Source organism: Labrenzia sp. 5N (genome assembly GCF_012395805.1).
In the GTDB taxonomy this organism is placed as follows: Bacteria; Pseudomonadota; Alphaproteobacteria; order Rhizobiales; family Stappiaceae; genus Roseibium; species Roseibium algicola.
On sequence record NZ_JAAZTM010000020.1, the window covers coordinates 364,824 to 385,061 of the forward strand.

The 20,238-nt window shown below is 56.9% G+C and carries 17 protein-coding genes; 6 read left to right on the forward strand and 11 right to left on the reverse strand.

Annotated elements, in window-relative coordinates; all coding sequences use genetic code 11:
- Positions 1–6: 6 nt before the first annotated feature.
- Positions 7–1,326 carry an HlyD family type I secretion periplasmic adaptor subunit gene (locus tag HEP89_RS22205; protein WP_075284772.1) on the reverse strand — a complete coding sequence of 440 codons (1,320 nt, stop codon included), beginning with the start codon at positions 1,324–1,326 and terminating at the stop codon, positions 7–9.
- A 256-nt stretch (positions 1,327–1,582) separates the two neighbouring features.
- Between HEP89_RS22205 and paaG the strand changes: the two genes are divergently transcribed.
- From paaG to paaK, 3 genes are read left to right on the forward strand one after another with little or no spacing between them, the layout of a single operon-like run.
- Positions 1,583–2,377 (forward strand): 2-(1,2-epoxy-1,2-dihydrophenyl)acetyl-CoA isomerase PaaG, encoded by a 795-nt coding sequence (gene paaG / locus HEP89_RS22210; RefSeq protein ID WP_022998693.1) that lies wholly within the window; start codon positions 1,583–1,585, stop codon positions 2,375–2,377.
- Positions 2,378–2,389: 12 nt separating this feature from the next.
- Positions 2,390–2,815, forward strand: coding sequence for a hydroxyphenylacetyl-CoA thioesterase PaaI (gene paaI, locus HEP89_RS22215; protein ID WP_152510828.1), 426 nt, complete (start codon positions 2,390–2,392; stop codon positions 2,813–2,815).
- A gap of 38 nt (positions 2,816–2,853) precedes the next feature.
- The gene (gene paaK / locus HEP89_RS22220) at positions 2,854–4,164 is read left to right on the forward strand and encodes a phenylacetate--CoA ligase PaaK (protein WP_168693059.1); all 1,311 of its coding nucleotides are present in this window, start codon (positions 2,854–2,856) and stop codon (positions 4,162–4,164) included.
- Between the two features lie 132 nt (positions 4,165–4,296).
- On the opposite strand, the gene paaZ is transcribed toward paaK, so the two are convergent.
- The 8 genes from paaZ to HEP89_RS22260 all read right to left on the reverse strand — a co-directional run bounded on the left by paaZ (position 4,297) and on the right by HEP89_RS22260 (position 11,643).
- Positions 4,297–6,345, reverse strand: a complete 2,049-nt coding sequence (gene paaZ / locus HEP89_RS22225) for a phenylacetic acid degradation bifunctional protein PaaZ (protein ID WP_168693060.1) — start codon at positions 6,343–6,345, stop codon at positions 4,297–4,299.
- 31 nt (positions 6,346–6,376) lie between these two features.
- Positions 6,377–7,450: a 1,2-phenylacetyl-CoA epoxidase subunit PaaE gene (gene paaE / locus HEP89_RS22230; RefSeq protein WP_168693061.1), complete on the reverse strand. Its 1,074-nt coding sequence runs from the start codon at positions 7,448–7,450 to the stop codon at positions 6,377–6,379.
- Between the two features lie 128 nt (positions 7,451–7,578).
- Complete coding sequence (gene paaD / locus HEP89_RS22235; RefSeq protein ID WP_168693062.1) at positions 7,579–8,091, reverse strand: 1,2-phenylacetyl-CoA epoxidase subunit PaaD; 513 nt, start codon at positions 8,089–8,091, stop codon at positions 7,579–7,581.
- Positions 8,092–8,095: 4 nt separating this feature from the next.
- Positions 8,096–8,872 carry a 1,2-phenylacetyl-CoA epoxidase subunit PaaC gene (gene paaC / locus HEP89_RS22240; protein ID WP_197923275.1) on the reverse strand — a complete coding sequence of 259 codons (777 nt, stop codon included), beginning with the start codon at positions 8,870–8,872 and terminating at the stop codon, positions 8,096–8,098.
- A complete protein-coding gene (paaB, locus tag HEP89_RS22245) occupies positions 8,872–9,156 on the reverse strand; it encodes a 1,2-phenylacetyl-CoA epoxidase subunit PaaB (RefSeq protein WP_006933303.1) in 285 nt (94 codons plus the stop codon). Before paaB ends, paaC begins: the two co-directional genes overlap by 1 nt.
- Positions 9,157–9,172: 16 nt before the next feature.
- Positions 9,173–9,655 (reverse strand): DUF3291 domain-containing protein, encoded by a 483-nt coding sequence (locus tag HEP89_RS22250; RefSeq protein ID WP_168693063.1) that lies wholly within the window; start codon positions 9,653–9,655, stop codon positions 9,173–9,175.
- Positions 9,656–9,660: 5 nt separating this feature from the next.
- Complete coding sequence (paaA, locus tag HEP89_RS22255; RefSeq protein ID WP_022998701.1) at positions 9,661–10,653, reverse strand: 1,2-phenylacetyl-CoA epoxidase subunit PaaA; 993 nt, start codon at positions 10,651–10,653, stop codon at positions 9,661–9,663.
- A 129-nt stretch (positions 10,654–10,782) separates the two neighbouring features.
- A complete protein-coding gene (locus HEP89_RS22260; RefSeq protein ID WP_168693064.1) occupies positions 10,783–11,643 on the reverse strand; it encodes a PaaX family transcriptional regulator C-terminal domain-containing protein in 861 nt (286 codons plus the stop codon).
- Positions 11,644–11,814: 171 nt separating this feature from the next.
- Here HEP89_RS22260 and HEP89_RS22265 point away from each other — a divergent pair, with 171 nt between their 5' ends.
- Entirely contained in the window at positions 11,815–12,960 is a 1,146-nt protein-coding gene (locus tag HEP89_RS22265) for a zinc ABC transporter substrate-binding protein (RefSeq protein WP_168693065.1), read from the forward strand.
- A gap of 80 nt (positions 12,961–13,040) precedes the next feature.
- Here the strand turns inward: HEP89_RS22265 and HEP89_RS22270 are convergent, their stop codons facing one another.
- Positions 13,041–14,930 carry a L,D-transpeptidase family protein gene (locus HEP89_RS22270; protein WP_209014795.1) on the reverse strand — a complete coding sequence of 630 codons (1,890 nt, stop codon included), beginning with the start codon at positions 14,928–14,930 and terminating at the stop codon, positions 13,041–13,043.
- 531 nt (positions 14,931–15,461) lie between these two features.
- On the opposite strand from HEP89_RS22270, the gene HEP89_RS22275 reads away from it, so the two are divergent.
- The gene (locus HEP89_RS22275; protein WP_022998705.1) at positions 15,462–15,938 is read left to right on the forward strand and encodes a hypothetical protein; all 477 of its coding nucleotides are present in this window, start codon (positions 15,462–15,464) and stop codon (positions 15,936–15,938) included.
- Between the two features lie 61 nt (positions 15,939–15,999).
- Here the strand turns inward: HEP89_RS22275 and HEP89_RS22280 are convergent, their stop codons facing one another.
- Positions 16,000–16,554 carry a single-stranded DNA-binding protein gene (locus tag HEP89_RS22280; RefSeq protein ID WP_168693067.1) on the reverse strand — a complete coding sequence of 185 codons (555 nt, stop codon included), beginning with the start codon at positions 16,552–16,554 and terminating at the stop codon, positions 16,000–16,002.
- Positions 16,555–17,138: 584 nt separating this feature from the next.
- Between HEP89_RS22280 and uvrA the strand changes: the two genes are divergently transcribed.
- Positions 17,139–20,069, forward strand: coding sequence for an excinuclease ABC subunit UvrA (gene uvrA / locus HEP89_RS22285; protein ID WP_168693068.1), 2,931 nt, complete (start codon positions 17,139–17,141; stop codon positions 20,067–20,069).
- Positions 20,070–20,238 lie beyond the last annotated feature (169 nt).

Here is a 20,238-nt window from a genome sequence, read left to right on the forward strand (position 1 = left end):
CCCGGCTCAACGTTCGCTGAGCGGATCTCCAATTGCGCGGGTGACCGGCTTCAACATGTACTGGAGCACGGACTTGGACCCTGTGACGATCTTTGCGTCAACGACCATGCCTGGCGAGATTGTTTCAGCGCGCGCACCCTGCCCGATCGTGTTGGTTTTCAGCGGGATCATGGCCTTGAAATAGTAGTTGCCGTATTCATCCCGAAAACTTGACGCCGAGATCACGGAAACTTCCCCCTTCAAGGTACCTTCGATATTCGGGTCGAAGGTCGTAACGGCGATTTCTGCCTCGTCACCGACATCCACATGGCCGATATCGCGCGGTGAAACACGAACCTCGGCAACAAGATCGCTATCGCTCGGCACAATTTCAGCAACCACATCGCCAGGCGCCAGTACACTGCCCGAACCTTTGAGATAAAGCGCCTTGATGTGCCCGCTGACCGGAGCTCGCACGAACAGTCGGTCGTACCGGTCTTTCTGTTTATCGGCTTCGAAAGTCAGCTCACTGCGCTCCTGCGCAACCCGGCTGCGCTCTACGGCCTGCTCCTCTTCGGCTACGGCAATCGAACGTTCCAGGCTGGCGGTTGCCTCCGTCAACTGTGCTCGAACGCTGCCGCTCATACCGTTCAGTTCGCTCAAAAGGCTCTGGGCATTCTGAAGAGACGACTTGGCTTCCAGAAAGCGCCGCTTGGATGTGTAACCCTGTTCGAAGAGGTTTTCCTGGATCTTGTACTGTTCCTGCTGGATCTCGATCTGGGTTTCCTGCAGGGCTATCCGTTCAAGGATACTGGCTAGCTCCGCCTGCTTTTCGCTCACCCTCGCCTTCAAGGCCTGCTGTTCTTTTTCCAGTGCCAGGCGTTGCGCGTCATAGGCAGCCTGTTGCGCTTCGCTGAAGCCTGCATCGGCGCCTAGTCTCAGACCATTGGCGGCACTGCCAAGACCCGGATTTCCGAGCCTCTGCTCTTCGGTCGCCAGAAACTTCAAGCGGGTCTGGACCTTCTCGAGATCACTTGACGCGGCGGTTTCCTGCAACCGAACGATTGGAGTGCCTATTTCAACCAGTTGGCCTTCCTGAACCAACACTTCTGCAACGATGCCACCTTCCAGGTGTCCGACAGTCTGCACCTTGCCTGCCGGAACAATTTCCCCTGTCGCACTGGCGACTTCACGCACCTGTCCGATTGCCGCCCACGCTAGAAAAGCCGCCGCAGTCAGCGATAAAACCTGCAGAACGCGCCGGTACGCGACTGGCGGCGGGCCTTCCTCAAGTTCCAGAGGAATGTCCAACGAAAAATTGTCAGCGGTGGTTTTACGGATAAACATGTTGCCCTAGCGCTGGCCGAAACTGGGCTAACTATTGACGATTAAAGTAAATATCAGCTGAATCGGGCTGACCATATTTTAAGCGCCTTTTCTCACAAGAGTTGAAAAGCGGACGTGTTGCCAGTGGCGAACCGACCAAAGTGATTTGGCGTACCGGAAAACTGCATTCTGCCTTTGACCAGAACGTTTCGTCGTGCATTAATGTCACAACATTATCGTTTTTCATGCAAAAGGTGTGATGCTTTGGGAGGGGCGCATGACAGACCGTGATACTGTGCTCGCTGAACAGCGGGATGGCTGTCTTTTTCTAACACTCAACAGACCGGACCGGCTCAATGCCTTCAACGAAGCCATGCATCATGCGCTTCGCAAGCATTTGACCACCGCAACGGAAGACAGCTCAATCAGGGCTGTGCTGCTGACCGGGGCCGGCCGCGCTTTCTGCGCTGGTCAGGACCTTTCCGATCGCGACATGCGCGGAGGTGGCGAGGCACCTGATCTCGGCGTAACACTCGAGACACTTTACAATCCCCTGGTTCGGCAAATCAGGGCTCTCAGAAAGCCTGTCATCTGTGCGGTCAACGGCGTTGCCGCGGGTGCAGGCGCCAATGTAGCGCTTGCCTGCGATATCGTCCTCGCCGCCCAGTCTGCCCGTTTCATCCAGGCTTTCTCCAAGATCGGCCTAGTTCCCGATTCGGGCGGCACATGGTTGCTGCCACGCCTGATTGGAGAAGCCCGTGCGAAGGCACTCGCCATGACGGGCGAACCGTTGGGGGCCGAGACAGCTGCCTCCTGGGGCCTCATCTGGAAGGCAGTTCCGGATACGGACCTCATGACGGAGGCCGGGACGCTGGCAACGCAGCTGGCCGCGGGGGCAACCACCGGCCTTGCGCTTACCAAGGAACTGATACAATCGGCAGCAGACCAGTCACTCGATCGGCAACTGGACGCCGAGCGCGATAGCCAACGTCAGGCAGGACGCACGAATGATTATCGGGAGGGCGTCACCGCTTTCCTTGAAAAGCGGTCCGCCCGATTTACCGGCGCTTGAATGAGGCACAGAATGACACCGGATGAATTTGCGCGCGCCTGCGCCGATCGCATGTGGTCGCAGGATACGGCGACACAGCACCTGGACATGAAACTTGAAGATGTACGTGCCGGACATTCGTCGATGGCGATGACGGTTACGAAGGCCATGACCAACGGCCACGGCATTTGCCACGGCGGCTATATCTTCACGCTCGCCGACAGTGCCTTCGCTTTTGCCTGCAACACGTACAACCAGGTTACGGTTGCCCAGCATTGCGACATCACGTTTCTGGCACCGGCCCATCTCGGAGACCGCTTGACGGCTACGGCCAGCGAGAAATCGCGTACCGGCCGATCCGGCCTCTACGACGTGACGGTGGCCAACCAGAATGGCACTGTCATTGCCGAATTCCGCGGCAATTCCAGAACGACCAAAGGTACAATCTTGCCGGAATGACGGCGAGCGGCCAGACGGGCTGCTCAAGGGAGGAAAATATGGAAAATCTGGCTCCGCGACCGGGAGATCTTGAGCCTATTGAAACAGCCAGCCGGGACGAATTGTCGGCCCTGCAGCTGAAGAGACTGCAATGGTCCCTCACCCATTCGTATGAAAACGTTCAGCTTTTCAAGCAACGCTTCGACGAGAAAGGCGTACACCCTTCCGACCTGAAGACCCTCTCGGACCTGTCGAAATTTCCGTTTACGACCAAGAGCGATCTCCGGGACAATTATCCGTTCGGTTTGTTCGCTGTCCCGCGCGACAAGATCGTACGCGTACACGCCTCCTCGGGCACGACCGGCAAACCGACGGTGGTTGGCTACACAGCCAACGACATCGACATGTGGGCCGGTCTCGTCGCTCGCTCCATTCGAGCCTCTGGTGGCCGTCCGGGTGACATCATCCATGTTGCTTATGGCTACGGTCTCTTTACCGGCGGACTGGGCGCCCACTACGGCGCAGAAAAGCTAGGCTGCACGGTTGTTCCGGTCTCCGGTGGCATGACGGAACGCCAGGTGACACTTATCCAGGACTTCAAACCGCGCATCATCATGGTGACGCCGTCCTACCTCCTGTCCATTCTGGATGAATTCCGGCGGCAAGGCATCGATCCTCGGGAAACGTCGCTTGCGACGGGGATCTTCGGCGCCGAACCCTGGACCAACGCAATGCGCAAGGAAATCGAAGACGCGTTCGACATGCATGCTGTCGACATCTACGGCTTGTCGGAAGTGCTTGGACCGGGCGTTGCCAACGAATGCGTTGAAACGAAGGATGGTCTCCACATCTGGGAAGACCACTTCTACCCGGAAATCATTGATCCGGTGACCGGCGACGTTCTGCCGGACGGCGAAATTGGAGAGCTGGTCTTCACCACGCTTACCAAGGAAGGCCTGCCAATGGTCCGCTACCGCACGCGCGACCTGACCAGGCTGCTGCCCGGCACGGCCCGGTCCATGCGGCGAATGGAAAAGATCACCGGTCGATCTGACGACATGATCATTCTGCGCGGCGTCAACGTATTCCCGACCCAGATCGAAGAACAGATCCTGAAATGCGAAGGCCTGTCGCCGCATTTCCAGATAGAGCTTTCCCGATCCGACCGCCTGGACGTCATGACAGTGCACGTCGAAGCCCTGCCGACAGCAGCAACAAGTGACGCACGTCAGGCTTCGGCGAAGGAACTCTCGCATCACATCAAGAGCGTGGTCGGCGTATCCGCAAGGATCGATGTTGCCGAGCCCGGCAAAGTGGAACGTTCCGCCGGCAAGGCAAAGCGGGTCGTCGACAACAGACCCAAGGAATAAGGAAACACGTAGGCCAGGCGTTCGGAGGACGTTTCTCCAAGACATCAAAATCAGCCGGTCCTTTCCAGACCTTTCGCCAAAGAAAAAGGCCACCTGATCAGGTGGCCTTTTTCATTTGGATATGTGGTTGTCTTAAGCAGACATCGGCCATTCCTTGGCGACCAATGTCAGAACGTCGTACTGGGCAACAGCTTCATCATTCTGGTTGGTCACAAGACAATCCCACCGCACTTCGCCATAGTCTGCTGAAATACGCGGCGAAATCTCCTTGGCGGTCAACTGAACCTTGAGTGCATCACCTGCGTTCACCGGCGTCATGAAACGCAGATTATCAACGCCGTAATTCGCCAGCACCGGACCTTCATCAGGATCGACGAACAGACCGGCGGCGAAGGAAACAATCAGATAGCCATGTGCCACGCGGCCTTCGAAGAACGGGTTCCGTTTCGCGGCGGCTTCATCCATATGCGCATAGAAGGTGTCGCCGGTGAACTTGGCAAAATGTTCGATATCTTCCAGGGAAACTTCCCGTGCCCCGGTGTTCAGCTGATCGCCGATCTTGAGTTCGGCCAATGACTTGCGGAACGGGTGTCGGCTGTCTTCCTGACCTGGTGCACCGGAAATCCAGCGGCCGGTCACTGCGCCCAGCAAGGCGGGCGTTCCCTGGACCGCCGTCCGTTGCATGTAATGTTTGACCGCGCGCAGACCGCCAAGTTCTTCGCCCCCACCTGCCCGGCCCGGTCCGCCGTGTACAAGCATGGGCAAGGGAGAACCATGTCCGGTTGACGACTTTGCACTCTTCCGATTGCCTATCATGACGCGTCCATGGAAAGGCGCCATGCCGAGAACGGCTTCCTCGGCAACCAAGGGGTCGTTTGTGAATAGCGAGGCAACGAGAGACCCCTTGCCCTTGTGGGTGAGTTCGACTGCTTCCTCCAGCTCGTCGTAGGGCATCAATGTCGCAACCGGTCCGAACGCTTCAACCGAGTGAACCGCTTCTGCGCTCATCGGGTTGGCGCAATGCAAAAGTACAGGAGCCGCGAACGCGCCGGTTGCGGGGCTTGAGCCTGCAAGATCGGAAACGATCTCAGCTTCCACCTTCAGATCACTCACGCGCGCAAGCACTTCCTCACGCTGACCGGCTGAAGCGAGTGGCCCCATCGACACCGCTTCGTCTCGAGGATCTCCGATCACGGCCTTCCCAAGCCTCTTGCCGAGTGCATCAGCAACCGCATCGGACAATTTACGCGGCACGATGACCCGGCGGATCGCAGTGCACTTCTGCCCTGCCTTCACGGTCATTTCCCGGGCAACTTCCTTAACGAAGAGGTCAAATTCGGGATCTTCAGGGCTGACATCCGGCCCCAGAACCGCAGCATTGAGGCTGTCGGCCTCCATGGAGAAGCGAACGGAATTCTGCACGATTGCCGGGTTCCGACGCAGCATTTGTCCGGTGGCGGCGGATCCGGTGAAGGTAACAACATCCTGTCCCGTGACATGGTCGATCAGATCACCCGCCGACCCGCAAAGAAGCTGAAGCGAGCCTTCAGGAAGAATGCCGGTCGCCAGAATGTGGCGAACCATCAGCTCGGTCAGATAAGCAGTCTGGCTGGCAGGTTTGACCAGGCAGGGTACGCCAGCGATCAGGGCGGGTGCGATCTTTTCCAGCATTCCCCAGCAGGGGAAGTTGAAAGCGTTGATATGAACGGCAATACCGCGCAGTGGTGTCAGCACATGCTGCCCTGAAAAACTATTGTCCCGCGACAGCGGCTCCACCGCACCTTCGACGAACACCCGGGTGTTCGGCATCTCGCGACGGGCCTTGGAGGAATAGGCGAACATGGTTCCAATGCCGCCTTCAATATCGATCCAGCTGTCCTTGCGCGTTGCCCCGGTCGCGAAACTCTCCTGGTAGAAGATTTCCTTTTGCTCGGTCAGCGCCTGCGCCAGGGTTTTCAGCATCAAGGCGCGCTCGTGGTAGGTCATCTTGCGCAAGGCCTTGCCACCGGTGTCACGCCCCCAGCCAAGGGCCTCGCCAAGGTCCAGACCGGATGCGTCAATCGCGGCGACAGGCGCACCGGTTGCAGCGTCAAGCAGCGGCTTTCCCTCGGCCTTGCCTTGCCTCCAGCTGCCAGCGAGATAGCTTTCCAACACGCGGACTTTTTGCGGATGAACGGTCATTTTGAATTCCAGTTCTTGAAACGGAATGGTTTCAGGCGTCGTAAGTCACGACGAGGCGTTTGCTCAGCGGCCGCGACTGGCATGTCAGAACGTAGCCATCCCGAATTTCGTCGTCTTCCAGAGCATGATTGGCCGCCATTTCGACCTCACCTTCCAGCACCTTGCCGCGGCATGTGGAACACACGCCTGCACAGCAGGAATATGGTGCATCGATGTTGTGACGATGCGCTGCTTCCAGAATGGTCTCGCCCGGTTCCATGTGGATTTCCCGCGTGGTGCCGTCGATGGTCAACCGAAGATCGGCCTCCTTCGCTGAACCATCAATGACCTCCGGCCGCAGCCGTGCCGGCAAGCGTCCCGGCTGATCGGACTTGAACAGTTCCTGCCGTATCTTGTCCGCCGCGACACCGCGCGCTTCCAGGCTGCCACGAACGGTTTCCATCATGCCGTGAGGTCCGCAAAGAAAAGCAATATCAATGTCCTGAGGATCGATCAGCGTATCGAAGAGATCGTTCAGCTTCTGCTCATCGACGCGGCCGGAAAACAGCTCGGTGTCCTGCGCATCGCTTTTGAGGATGTGGATCACCTGCAGGCGACCGAGATACCGGTTTTTCAGGTCCTCCAGTTCCTCTCGGAACATGATCGAGGATATCTGCCGGTTGGCATAGACCAGTGTGAATTGAGAATTCGGCTCGCGGGCCAGTACTGTCTTCAGGATCGACAGGATCGGCGTGATGCCAGACCCACCGGCGAAACCGACATAAAAACGCGCGAGATCCGGTTCGATCGGGGCGTTGAATCTGCCGAGTGGCGGCATGGCCTCGACCATGTCTCCCGGCCGCATGCTTTCATGCGCCCAGCAGGAAAAAGCCCCTCCGTCGACGCGCTTGATCCCGACCTTCAGTGCACCGTCTTCGGTCCCGGCACAGATTGAGTAGCAACGGCGCACCTCGTGTCCGTCGAAGTCACGCCGGAAGGTCAGATATTGCCCCTGTTCGAAACGGAACAAATCCTGTTCCTCCGACTGCGGCTGAAGGGTCACAACGACCGAATCTCTTGTATCCGGCGTTACGTCAGTCACTGTCAGCGCATGAAACCGCGACATGCATGTCCTCCCGAAACATGATCTGCTGCACCCTGCCGATATCGGCAAAAACGGATGCTCAAATAACTCAGGACAGCCAATGGAAGCATTTCACCTTCCCGCGCGTCCCAACTAATTGAAGTGCCCTCTCAGTGGCACTTGAAGTAATCGAATGGCTCCAGGCACGACCGGCAGCGATAAGCCGCCTTGCAGGGCGTGGAGCCAAACTGGCTGACCTTTTCCGTGTTTTCCGAACCACAGCGAGGACAAGCGACCTGAAAGCTCCCCTGACCTGTCAGCCGCGCGACCCTTCCGGCTGCCGAACCGTCCGAGCGGGTTCCGTCTACCGGCGGCGCAATGCCGTAGGCACGCAATTTCGCCCGGCCTTCCTGCGTCAGCCAATCGGTTGTCCAAGGCGGACTGAGCTGCTGCTCAAGACGCACCTTGGTAACGCCGCATTCCAGCAACTTGGTTTCGATGTCCAGATTGATCACCGCAGTTGCCGGGCAGCCGCTGTAGGTCGGCGTGACGGTTACAACAAGCGTTTCGTCTTGCCAGGAGACATCACGAATGACGCCCAGGTCCGTCAGGGACATAACCGGGATTTCCGGATCAGGGATCTCGGAAAGCCATTGCCAGACCGTGTCCATGGAAACAGGCATCGGATCACCAGGTCGCGCCGGGATAGGCCCGCTGCAGGAACTGCATTTCTGCCAGCATGTGCCCCAGGTGTTCCGAATGACGACCGGTCAAGCCGCCCATATGGGCGAAGTCGCTTTCCGGAAGGGTAAGCGTAGCCTCATCCAGAACAGCTTCGACTGTTTCTTTCCATTCCGCTTTCAGGGAGGCGGCATCTGGAGCAAGCCCAGCTTCCGCCATCGCGGTGTCGATGGCATCACTGGCGAACATTTCACCGGTGTAGGACCACAACGCCTCAAGAGCCTGCTGCATGCGGCGATGGCTCTCTTCAGTACCGTCTCCTAGACGGATCACGAGGTCCGCGGATCGGTCGAGATGGTAGGCAACCTCCTTGCCAGCCTTCGCTGCAATGGCAGCGATCCGCTCGTCTTTCGAGCTTTTCAGAGCCTCGAGCAACGGCACCTGATAGGCATCGATCAGGAACTGCCTCATCAACGTCTGGCCAAAATCACCATTTGGCTGTTCGGCCAGCAGGAAGTTGCGAAAGTCCCAGGCGTCCCGAAGGTAAGCCAGCTCATTTTCGCCGCGTCCCTTACCTTCGACTTCACCGGCAAGCCCCAGCCACATGCGCGCCTGCCCGATTAGATCGAGCGCGACATTGGCGAGTGCGATATCTTCTTCCAGGACAGGAGAATGCCCGCACCATTCCGAAACGCGGTGCCCCAGAACAAGCGCCGTATCGCCTCTGCGCAGCAGCCATTCGAAGAGAGTATCGCGTGCGATTAGTTCGTCTTTTCTGGTCATCACATTTTTCCGACTTCATCCGGAATGTCGTAAAAACTTGGGTGACGATAGATCTTGTCCATGGACGGCTCGAACAAGGCATCCTTCGCGCCCGGATCAGAAGCAGTGATCTGTGCCGACGGCACGACCCAGATCGAAACGCCTTCCTTGCGGCGCGTATAGACGTCGCGCGCATTCTTGATTGCCATTTCAGCATCCGGTGCATGCAGTGACCCTACATGGCGATGATTGAGACCATGCTGGCCGCGAATAAAGACCTCCCAGAGGGGCCATTCCTTTTTCATGATTTCCTCCGAAATGTCAGGCTGCAGAACTTGAGCATCGTGCCGACCACCACAGATTGGCGTCTTTCACATGCTCCCAGCCGAAAGCAAGATCCGTTGACCCGTGCTCGTTCAGATAGTCGAGCTTCTGCCAAGCTTCTTCGAGCGTTGGCACATGGCCAGCGGCGACCGGCCACATGACAAAATGCATGCGCTCCATCACTTCAAACCATTCCGCCCGTCGGTCGTAGATGCGTTTGTGAACGGTCTTGAACACGAAGTTTTCCAGAGACCCGACGTCGGTCCATACCGAAAGGTTCGGTATGACCAACGGGTCGCTTTCGCGCGTCATGGAAACCGCGTTGCCGGCCTCATCCTTCAACCGCCAAACAAAACCGTTGCTGCGTTCGGCGGCGGCGTTTACCCGGTTCAGATTGTTGACGAAATCGGCAATCCGCGGATCGTTGATATCGTAACGGAGCCGAGCCACATTCAATTCGGCCAGATGAGTTTCGGTCATGGCGCTTACTCGGCCGCGGTTCTGGCAGCGACCCGCTTGTCAGCATGCGCCATCAACCCGTCACGCACCCAGGCACCATCTTCCCATGCCGTCACCCGGGCTTCCATGCGTTCCCGGTTGCATGGACCGTTGCCCTTGAGAACTTCGAAAAACTCGCTCCAGTCCGGTTCGGAAAAATCGTAACCGCCCTTTTCCTCGTTCCACCTGAGGTTCTCGTCAGGCACTGTCAGCCCGAGATACTCAGCCTGGGGAACGGTCTGATCGACAAACTTCTGGCGCAGCTCGTCGTTGGTGTTGATCTTGATCTTCCAGGCCATCGACTGGGCGGAATGGACAGAGTCCTTGTCGGACGGACCGAACATCATCAACGACGGATACCAGAACCTGTTCAAGGCATCCTGCGCCATGCGGCGCTGCGCTTCCGAACCCTTCGCCATCTTCATCATGATGTCGTAGCCTTGGCGCTGGTGGAAGCTTTCTTCCTTGCAGATACGGATCATCGCCCGCGAGTACGGGCCGAAGGACGTCCGCTGCAACGGCACCTGGTTCATGATTGCCGCGCCGTCCACCAACCATCCGACGGCACCGATATCGGCCCACGTCAGGGTTGGGTAATTGAAGATCGAGGAATATTTCATTTTGCCGGCATGGAGCAGCTCGATCAACTCGTCCCGGCTGACGCCGAGGGTTTCAGCCGCACAGTAGAGGTAAAGGCCATGGCCTGCCTCATCCTGAACCTTGGCGAGCAGGATTGCCTTGCGCTCGAGTGTAGGCGCACGAGTTATCCAATTGCCTTCAGGCAACTGGCCGACAATTTCCGAATGAGCATGCTGACCGATCTGACGGATCAGGGTCTTGCGATAGCCTTCCGGCATCCAGTCCGTTGGTTCGATTTTCTCACCACGGTCAATGCGTTCCTGAAAGGCTCTTTCCTCGTCCGTCATCTCCGCGAGAGAGAGAACTTTGGTCGAGTCGGTTTTTACCATCTGGGCATACATGACGCCTCCTTTCGTCATGTTGAATTTCCAAAAGGATACCTCACAACACATCACAGAAAAAGCATGAAATTAATTATTTTTGTGATGTTTTGTCGCCTGCTTCAAGTGATTGCCGAAAAACACTATAATTCAATCAGTTAAGGTAAGTGACCGCATACGTTCCTGCACTGCATCCGGTGCGGCCGGTAGTGGGCCATCCTGATTCAACAGGTTCCGACCGATGTAACTGTCGGCTGCCGGAGAAAGGCCCGCGTAGAGCGCGGCGAACAACGAACGCGCTTCGTATCCGGCCCAGTCTGCCGGCAGGACCGAGCGTGGCAGGCGGGGATCCCGCAGGCGAATGCCGCGATAGGCATGCACCAATGCCAGTCGGAACAACAGTGCAGAGGCAGGTGCAACACCATCTGCGATCAGGTTCTGCATGGGTTTGAAGTGCGAGACAAAGCCTGTGTAGTCCCGAGCCAGCAGCTCCAGTCCGAATGAGGAAGCAGCTATTTTTTCCAGTTCACCTGATTTCAGGTTCAAAGCCGACGCGCGAAACGCGGTACCAAGAACGGGGCGTCCCGGTCTGTCGGCGCCGATGTAGACATTCCCCTCAAGTGACGCAAACCCAAACCGCATCAGAACGGCCTGATCCGCGGCTTCCGTACAACGGGTCAACAGCCAGCCACAATCCGGATCCTCAGGGCCATAGAACAAGTCTGCCGCCAGGTGATATTCTTCCCGGGCATCCGGTGTCAGAGCATAAAAGCTGCGCCTGCCTTCCCGCTCACCTATCAACTGACCTTTTGAAACCAGACGGGACACCGCTGTCCTGACAAGCGATTCATTAACGCTGAAGCCGGCGCAAAGGCTGATCAGGTCTCCCATCCACAGCACACCGCCACGCGGTTCAACGATGTCGCCGTAGATGGTCACGATCAGCTGCGCAGCCTTGGGCGGAAAGGGCCGCAGGAAACTGTCAGCAAGTATTTCGGTTCCGGTGTGCATGAAGCTTCTGATCCGTCAGCATTTTTCTAAAGCTTATCTGTACGGCGGCTGCAAACCAAGATGTTCACGGATGCTCTCGACAACATTCCGGCGAAAGTGGACTTGAAAACCCGATTTTTGAACGTTATAAAATTACACGTTATAAAATTACATCATCCTGAAGGCCTACCTATGCCCCTCACCTTCTCCGCCATCAAGAACAGCGCCTGCAGGTCACTTTATCTGACGGCTCCCGCCGCAGCAGCACTAGTGACCCTGACAGTGAATGCGCACGCCGACGCCCCCAGTGTCGTCACGTCCATCAAACCGATCCATTCCATCGCGTCGGCTGTTATGGAAGGTGTCGGGACGCCCTATGTCCTTGTCGACGGCGCCTCCTCTCCTCATGGCTATGCGCTGAAACCGTCGCAGGCATTTCTACTTCAGGGAGCCGATGTGGTGTTCTGGGTTGGGCCAGAACTGGCTCCCTCGCTGAAGAAGCCAATCGAAACCATGGCCAAGAATGCTGTAACGGTCGAACTGATCGATGCGTCTGGAATTCATCAACTCGACATTCGAGAAGGTGCCAGCTTCGACGCCCATGATCACGATCACGACGATGGGCACAGTGGCGAAGAGAATGCGCATGATCATGCAGAAGAAGATGACCACGACCACGCTGGCGGCGAACATGATCACGAAGAGGGCGAACATGAACATGACGGCCACGAACATGATGACGACGACAGCCACGCCGATGCCCATGACCACTCGGGTCACGACCACGACGCAGAGCATCAGCACGCGGCACATGAGGCTGTCGATCCGCATATCTGGCTGAACCCGGAAAACGGCATCGAGATCGCAAAAATCATGGCAGATACCCTGACGAAACAGGATCCTGCCAACGCCAAAACCTATAAGAAGAATGCAGCGGCTTTTTCCAAGCGGATCGCGTCACTCGATCAGGACATTTCCGCTGAACTGGCTCCGTTTGCAGGCAAAAAGTTCATCGTCTTCCACGATGCCTATCATCATTTCGAACATCACTATGAAATCGAGGCCAGTGGATCGGTTACCGTTTCTCCGGAAGCTCTGGCGAGTGCAGACCGAATTCAGGAAATCCAGGGCAAGATCCGGGACCTCGGCGTAAGCTGCGTTTTTCAGGAACCGCAATTTGACGCAAAGCTGGTTTCGGTTGTTCTGGAAGGCAGCAGCGCTCGGTCAGGTACGCTTGACCCGCTGGGCACCGATCTTGAAAATGGCCCGGACCTTTATCCGCAACTTCTGAAGGGGCTCTCAAGTTCTCTGAAGGAATGCCTCGGCGGCGCCTCCTGATATTGCCTCTTCGAGATGGCAAACAAAAAAGCCGCCGGAGGTCACCCCTTCGGCGGCTTTTGTTGTTCTGCAATTCCAGATCAGGACGTTCTGACTTTTTCCCGCTCTGCTTCGGTTTTCTCGATAGCCTTCATCAGATGCATGTCCCTGTCGTAGACGTCGGTATAGAAGGAAACCGTCCCGTCCAGCTCAGGCCACGCCGTGAAATAGGACACATAAACCGGAATATCGCCGGTCACCTGTTCTTGCTGGTTCTGACCGCCCGAAATACGCGAGCTCACGTAATCCTTGGATTTGCCGAGAACCGCAGCGGCCATGGCCTTCGGATCCTGCAGACGGATGCAGCCATGGCTGTATGCGCGCATATCCTTGTTGAAGAGGTTTTTTGACGGCGTATCGTGCATGTAGATGTGATGCCTGTTCGGGAACAGGATCTTGACTTCGCCAAGCGCGTTCGAGCTGCCCGGATACTGGCGGACGTTGACCGATTGCTGTTTGGAAGCAACCGCGTACCAGTCGACTGCGGAAGACGAAACCTGCCGGCCGCCTGGTGTCGTTACTTCATAACCGGCGCGGTCGAGATAACTCGGGTCGTTTGCCAGTTTCGGCAGCATTTCATTGACAATGATCGAATACGGCACGCCCCAATAGGGATTGTACTCAACGATTTCGATCGTGTCGTAGAAGAAGTTGGTCTGATTGGACTTCTTGCCGACAACCACCCGCATGCTCAATGGAGCTTCGTCAGGCGCGGTATAGGTCGCGGTGAAGGCAGCCTGGTTGATGAAAACCTTGCGTTCGCCGAGTTCTTCGGGAAGCCAGCGGCTGCGCTCCATGGCCAGTTCGACCTTGGCGATCTTCGCCGCGTTGGTTTCGCCGACCATCGCGTTGATGGTGTTCTTGCCGATGATACCATCCGGCGTGAGCTTGGCTTCCTTCTGGAAAGCCTTCACCAGCTCAACGAGTTCCGGAGAATAAAGTTCAGCGCCATCATAGGCAGTCAGCGTCTCTTCATGAGCCGACTTGAGTTCCTCCGAGCCGTTCTTGGCGATCGCGGCGACGATGTTCTTCATTTCCGGGCTGGATTTGCCAGCCTTCAGGAATGTGCCGGGCGCGATGACGATCTGGTCGGCGTCTTCATCTTCTGCTCGCAAGCGGGCCAACTCTTCGGTCAGCTTGCGGAAATGTTCACTCTGAGGCTGCGCTTTGGCAACTGCTGTTTCGGCATTGGCCGCTGCCTTGAAGCCTTCCAGGGCTGCAACGAGATCGACTTCATGCCTTGGCAGATCGTGATATTCGGAAATCCGGTTCGGATCGACACGTCCGCGCCTGGAATCCAGAAAATATGTCAGAACGGCTGCACTCATCTCCATCTCGAACCGCATCGTGGCGGCATCGAGTGCCTCACCTTCAAGACCTTCAGTTACGGGAAGATCGACGACATAGTCTTCCGGGTTCAGCGCAAATTTGCCTGTTTCAGCGAGACTGCTGCGGACCGCGATTGCCTTTTCTGTCGGCTTACCGTCTTTCACCCAGACGAAATCGGGATGCTCACGATAGAATGAAATGACTGCAGAACCCACTTCCGGAAGGACGGTGAGCGACATGTCTTTCAATGCCGGACGCGCCGTGTCGAATGCGGTCAGAACGACCGGAGCCTGTGGCAGGCTATCGCTTTCGGTGCTCGGGGCATCCGTCGTTTCAACGGGCTGGACATCAGGCTTCACCTCGGCGGACTTGATCTCCGACAGCTCAGCCAGCGAAACCTTCTTCCAGCTGTCGGCCGTGTAATTGAGGTAGCGCGGCGCAGAGACCTTTGCGGTAACGACCTTCTTGCTAAGATCCTGCTGGCGCTCACGCTCCTGCTGTCGGCGATGCGCTTCCGGATTGAACAGACGCTGGAACAACCCCTGCGCGGAAGCAGGCTCTACCGAGACCAGGTTAAAACCGGAAAAAAGCACTGTCGCCATCAAGCCAGCCCTGAGGGACGTCCCCAGGACGGAACGTTTCGGTTTTTTCCTGGTACATTCGCTCAGTGCCATTGCATTCGCTCGCATTGTCTAAACCCGCTTATTTTAAATCTTTTCGAACCTGACGCCTTGCCCAAGTCACCAGGGTTTTATCGCTTCCCTGCAAGGATCGAAGGCTGTTCGGCATATCCGCCGAGGATGTTCTACATCCGAGCGTGATATGGCAACGCAGTTACCGTGCAACCGGGCCCCGCGACCCGATTCCCGGAAACTGCGCCCGTAAACCGTTTGATACTATAACAGGGTTCATCAGATGGTTAAGGGGCGCCGTCCTACACAGGTTTGAAATCAGCCGACTGTGACGATTTTGCCTCGTTGCTGACAGTACAGCTGCCCACCATCACGGTGCCAGAAACGGCAGAACTGCGGCTGTTTGGAAAAACAACCTGGCGTGATTGGCATCACGCCGCCTTCTTCGTCAACGGCGTATCTACGGCTTCACGAGTACGTGAGACATTACCGGAGAGCCAAATGCCGTTTCAATTCAATGTTGGTGACCATTCGTCACCGATCTGGAAATACACAAGTTTCAACTCTTCCCAGTATTCAAAGCTGAAATGGGCCAGAAACAAGCTTTTCAAGATGGTCAAGAACAACCCGGGATGTAATGCCTATTTCCGGACGCTACCCAAGGGGCGAAGCTTGTCGGACATGATCAACGACAGCTCGATTTGGGTGAATTACGGACCGACCATTTCACCGCTACATGGGGAAATCCACGTTCCTTCCGGGGAAATCGCGGTTGGTGACCGGGCCTTTAAAATGGGCAGGTGGATGGTGCTGGCCACCATCATTCATGAATTCGCGCATCACAACGGCGCCCCGATTACGGGTGGCGACACACGCGCAGAAGAAGCCGTCTATCACTGCGGTCTCGGCAGTGCGAAGGAATATTACGACGGCGTTGATGACCCGAACACGCCTTACGACCCAAACGTCGGCGGTTGATCAACATACCCTGGTGCGCGGCCCCAAAGCATGGGACCGCACCCGCTAACGCAGAAAAAGATCAGAACGGAATTTCGTCGTCCATGGGGCCGCCACCGCCACCGGACGGACCGCCGTAACCGCCACCGCTGCTGGAACCGCCGCCATAGCCACCACCGAAATTCCCGCCGGAACCGGAACCGGAACCGCCGCCGCCGAAGCCACCTCCGCCTTGTGAGTCATTGCCGTAATCGGGAAGACCGCCGGATGCACCGCCACCTTCGCCGCGGCCGTCAAGCATGGTCAGGTTGGAGTTGAAGCCCTGCAGCACGATCTCGGTGGAGTACCGGTCCTGACCGGACTGATCCTGCCATTTGCGGGTCTGAAGCTGGCCTTCGAGATAAACCTTTGATCCCTTGCGCAGATATTGCTCCGCAACTTTGCAAAGACCGTCGTTGAAAATCACGACACGGTGCCACTCCGTCTTTTCACGACGCTCACCGGTGTTGCGGTCGCGCCAGGATTCCGACGTCGCAATCCGGAGATTGGCGATCGGGCGGCCATCCTGCGTACGGCGGATTTCCGGGTCTGCTCCCAGATTGCCGACCAAAATTACTTTGTTGACGCTGCCCGCCATACTGAACTCCTGTTTGTTTTTCGTTGACCCCGCCGACGATGTTCGTGTGCTTCTCCGGCACGTGTCGATAAACGGTCAACGTTGCAAGCTTTGCTGCTAGAAACCAGAACCCTAACGGCACGCCAACAGCTTCGCCGCTATTTTCGCCAGGCTTCACTCATTTTCCACAAGGCAACTCACAAACTGCCGCCTGGTTCATCCGCCTAAAATTCGAGCAAAATCGACAGACACAATCCTTGATTGCGCCAAGTTACAATTTGCTCCACTTTTGTTCCAATCAAGCCCCGATTTTTCTGTCAGGACATTATCTCATGAACTGCGAGGTTTCGGTCACCTATTTCTGCTCGGCTCCTGACGCGGTAATCGTTAATGTACTTGTTTTGTTCTTATCATTTCTGTAAAAGCGATTCAATCAGGCATCGCATCGACAAGTGCCTCTGGCACGATAATGAAAATGCCTCACTGGAAGCTCCGCCCGAAACTGCTATATCGGGGCAAACAGACATCATCGGCAATGGACCATCTTAGCGTATGCGCGAGCAACAATCGTCTTTGGGCGACGCATGCGGTCAGGAAGAACGACAATGAAGACAGCCAAGGGATCGCAGTCGGAAGAAGCCTGGAAGGCGGACCCAACACGGGTCATCAGCATCCGTGGCGCACGGGAGCATAACCTGAAGGGCGTCGACCTGGACCTGCCCCGCGACAAGTTGATTGTCATGACCGGCCTGTCTGGCTCTGGCAAGTCGTCACTCGCCTTCGACACCATATATGCAGAAGGACAGCGGCGGTACGTGGAAAGCCTGTCCGCCTACGCGCGCCAGTTCCTGGAAATGATGCAGAAACCGGACGTCGACCAGATCGACGGACTGTCTCCGGCAATCTCCATCGAACAAAAGACCACGTCCCGCAATCCGCGCTCCACGGTCGGAACGGTTACGGAAATCTACGATTACATGCGCCTTTTGTTTGCGCGAGTCGGCGTTCCCTATTCCCCCGCCACCGGTCTGCCTATCGAAAGCCAGACCGTCAGCCAGATGGTCGATCGCATTCTGGAGCTGGAAGAAGGTGCCCGCCTCTACCTGCTCGCGCCGATGGTTCGCGGCCGCAAGGGCGAGTATCGCAAGGAACTTGCCGAGCTGATGAAGAAGGGTTTCCAGCGCGTCAAGATCGACGGAACCTTCCATGAGATTTCCGAGCCCCCTGCCCTCGACAAGAAATTCAAGCACGATATCGACGTCGTCGTAGACCGTATCGTCGTGCGTGACGATATCTCCGGTCGGCTTGCCGATTCACTGGAAACGGCGCTGAAACTTGCCGACGGCATTGCAATTGCCGAATTTGCCGACAAGACCGACGAGAACGGCAACCCGGAACGGCTGATCTTTTCCGAAAAATTTGCCTGCCCGGTATCCGGCTTCACCATTCCGGAGATCGAGCCGCGCCTGTTCTCGTTTAACAATCCCTTCGGTGCCTGCCCCACTTGTGATGGCCTTGGAACGACACTCGCCTTCGAGGAAGACCTGGTTGTTCCTGACCACTCGCTTTCCTTGCGCGAAGGAGCTGTCCTGCCGTGGGCGAAGACAGGGTCGACATCACCTTATTATGCCCAGACGCTGGAAGCACTCTGCAGTCATTTCAAGGTGTCCATGGCAACGCCCTGGAAGGATCTTCCTTCGGAAGTGCGCGAGGCAATTCTTCATGGAACCGGCAATGCGAAGATTGAATTCGTCTATGATGACGGCGTCCGCAGCTACCGGACAGAAAAGACCTTTGAAGGTGTAATCGGCAATATCGAGCGGCGCTGGCGCGAGACGGAATCCACCTGGGTTCGCGAGGAACTGGCAAGGTTTCAATCCGATCATGCCTGCCCGGCTTGCAGCGGGTTCCGTCTGAAACCGGAAGCGCTTGCCGTCAAGATCGCCGGCAGGCATATCGGTCAGATCACCGAACATTCCATTCGCGATGCAAGCCTCTGGTTTGAAGCCCTGCCGGAGCAACTGAACGACAAGCAGAGCGAAATCGCAGGTCGCATCCTGAAGGAAATTCGCGAGCGGCTGAAGTTCCTGAATGACGTTGGCCTTGAATATCTTACCTTGTCCCGGTCTTCCGGAACACTGTCAGGCGGCGAAAGCCAGCGTATCCGCCTCGCCTCGCAGATTGGCTCGGGGCTGACAGGAGTTCTCTATGTACTGGATGAGCCGTCCATTGGCCTTCATCAGCGCGACAACGCCCGTCTTCTGGAAACGCTGAAACACCTGCGCGATCTCGGCAATACGGTAATTGTGGTCGAGCATGATGAAGACGCGGTGCTGACTGCCGATTATGTAGTCGACGTCGGACCAGGAGCGGGTGTCCATGGCGGGCAGATCGTCGCCAAGGGCACTCCCTCCGAAATCATGGCCAATCCCAATTCGTTGACGGGGCAGTACCTGTCTGGATCCATGATGGTTTCGCGCAACGACGAGCGCAGAAAAATCAACAAGAAGCGGAAGATCTCTGTTCGCGGCGCCCGCGGCAACAATCTCAAGGACATTGACGTCGACGTGCCGCTCAGCACGTTTACCTGTGTCACCGGTGTGTCGGGTGGCGGCAAGTCCACGTTCCTGATCGATACGCTCTACAAGGCCGCAGCTCGTCGCCTCAATGGCGCGCGGGACAACCCTGCCCCGCACGATCGCATCGAAGGCCTGGAAGTGCTCGATAAGGTCATCGACATCGATCAGTCACCGATCGGCCGGACACCCAGATCCAACCCGGCGACCTACACCGGTGCCTTTACCCCGATCCGTGAATGGTTCGCCGGCATGCCTGAAGCCAAGGCCAGAGGCTATCAGCCCGGCCGGTTCTCCTTCAACGTCAAGGGAGGCCGCTGCGAAGCCTGTCAGGGCGACGGCGTCATAAAGATCGAAATGCACTTCCTGCCGGATGTGTACGTCACTTGCGACGTATGCAAAGGCAAACGGTACAATCGCGAAACGCTCGAGGTCGAGTTCAAGGGCAAGTCGATTGCTGACGTGCTCGACATGACCGTGGATGAAGCCGCCGTGTTCTTCTCCGCAGTTCCCGCCGTACGCGACAAGATGGAGACTCTGGCGCGTGTCGGTCTCGGCTACATCAAGGTCGGCCAACAGGCGACCACGCTCTCAGGTGGTGAAGCGCAGCGCGTAAAGCTTGCGAAGGAACTCTCCAAGCGCTCGACGGGGCGTACGCTGTACATACTGGACGAACCCACGACAGGCCTGCATTTTCACGATGTCGCAAAGCTGCTGGAAGTGCTTCACGAACTGGTCGACCAGGGCAACACGGTACTGGTGATCGAGCACAATCTTGAAGTCATCAAGACGGCAGATTGGATTATCGATCTGGGACCGGAAGGAGGCGACGGTGGCGGCACGGTGGTTGCAACCGGACGGCCTGAAGACGTTGCCGAGGTTTCGGAAAGTTACACGGGTCAATTCCTGCAGGAACTGCTGCAGCGACGTCCGCAACGGGCACACGACGCTGCGGAATAAGTCTTAACCAGTCTCCAGTTACGCGACGACAGACATGTGTGCACCGCACACATGCCTTTTTCATTTGTATTTCCGCACGTTCCACGAATCATCCCGATTCTGGCTGCGCAAGCTTTGCTGCATTGCATCAAACGCATGTCAGGCATGCAGAGATGGCACTTCTTTTATT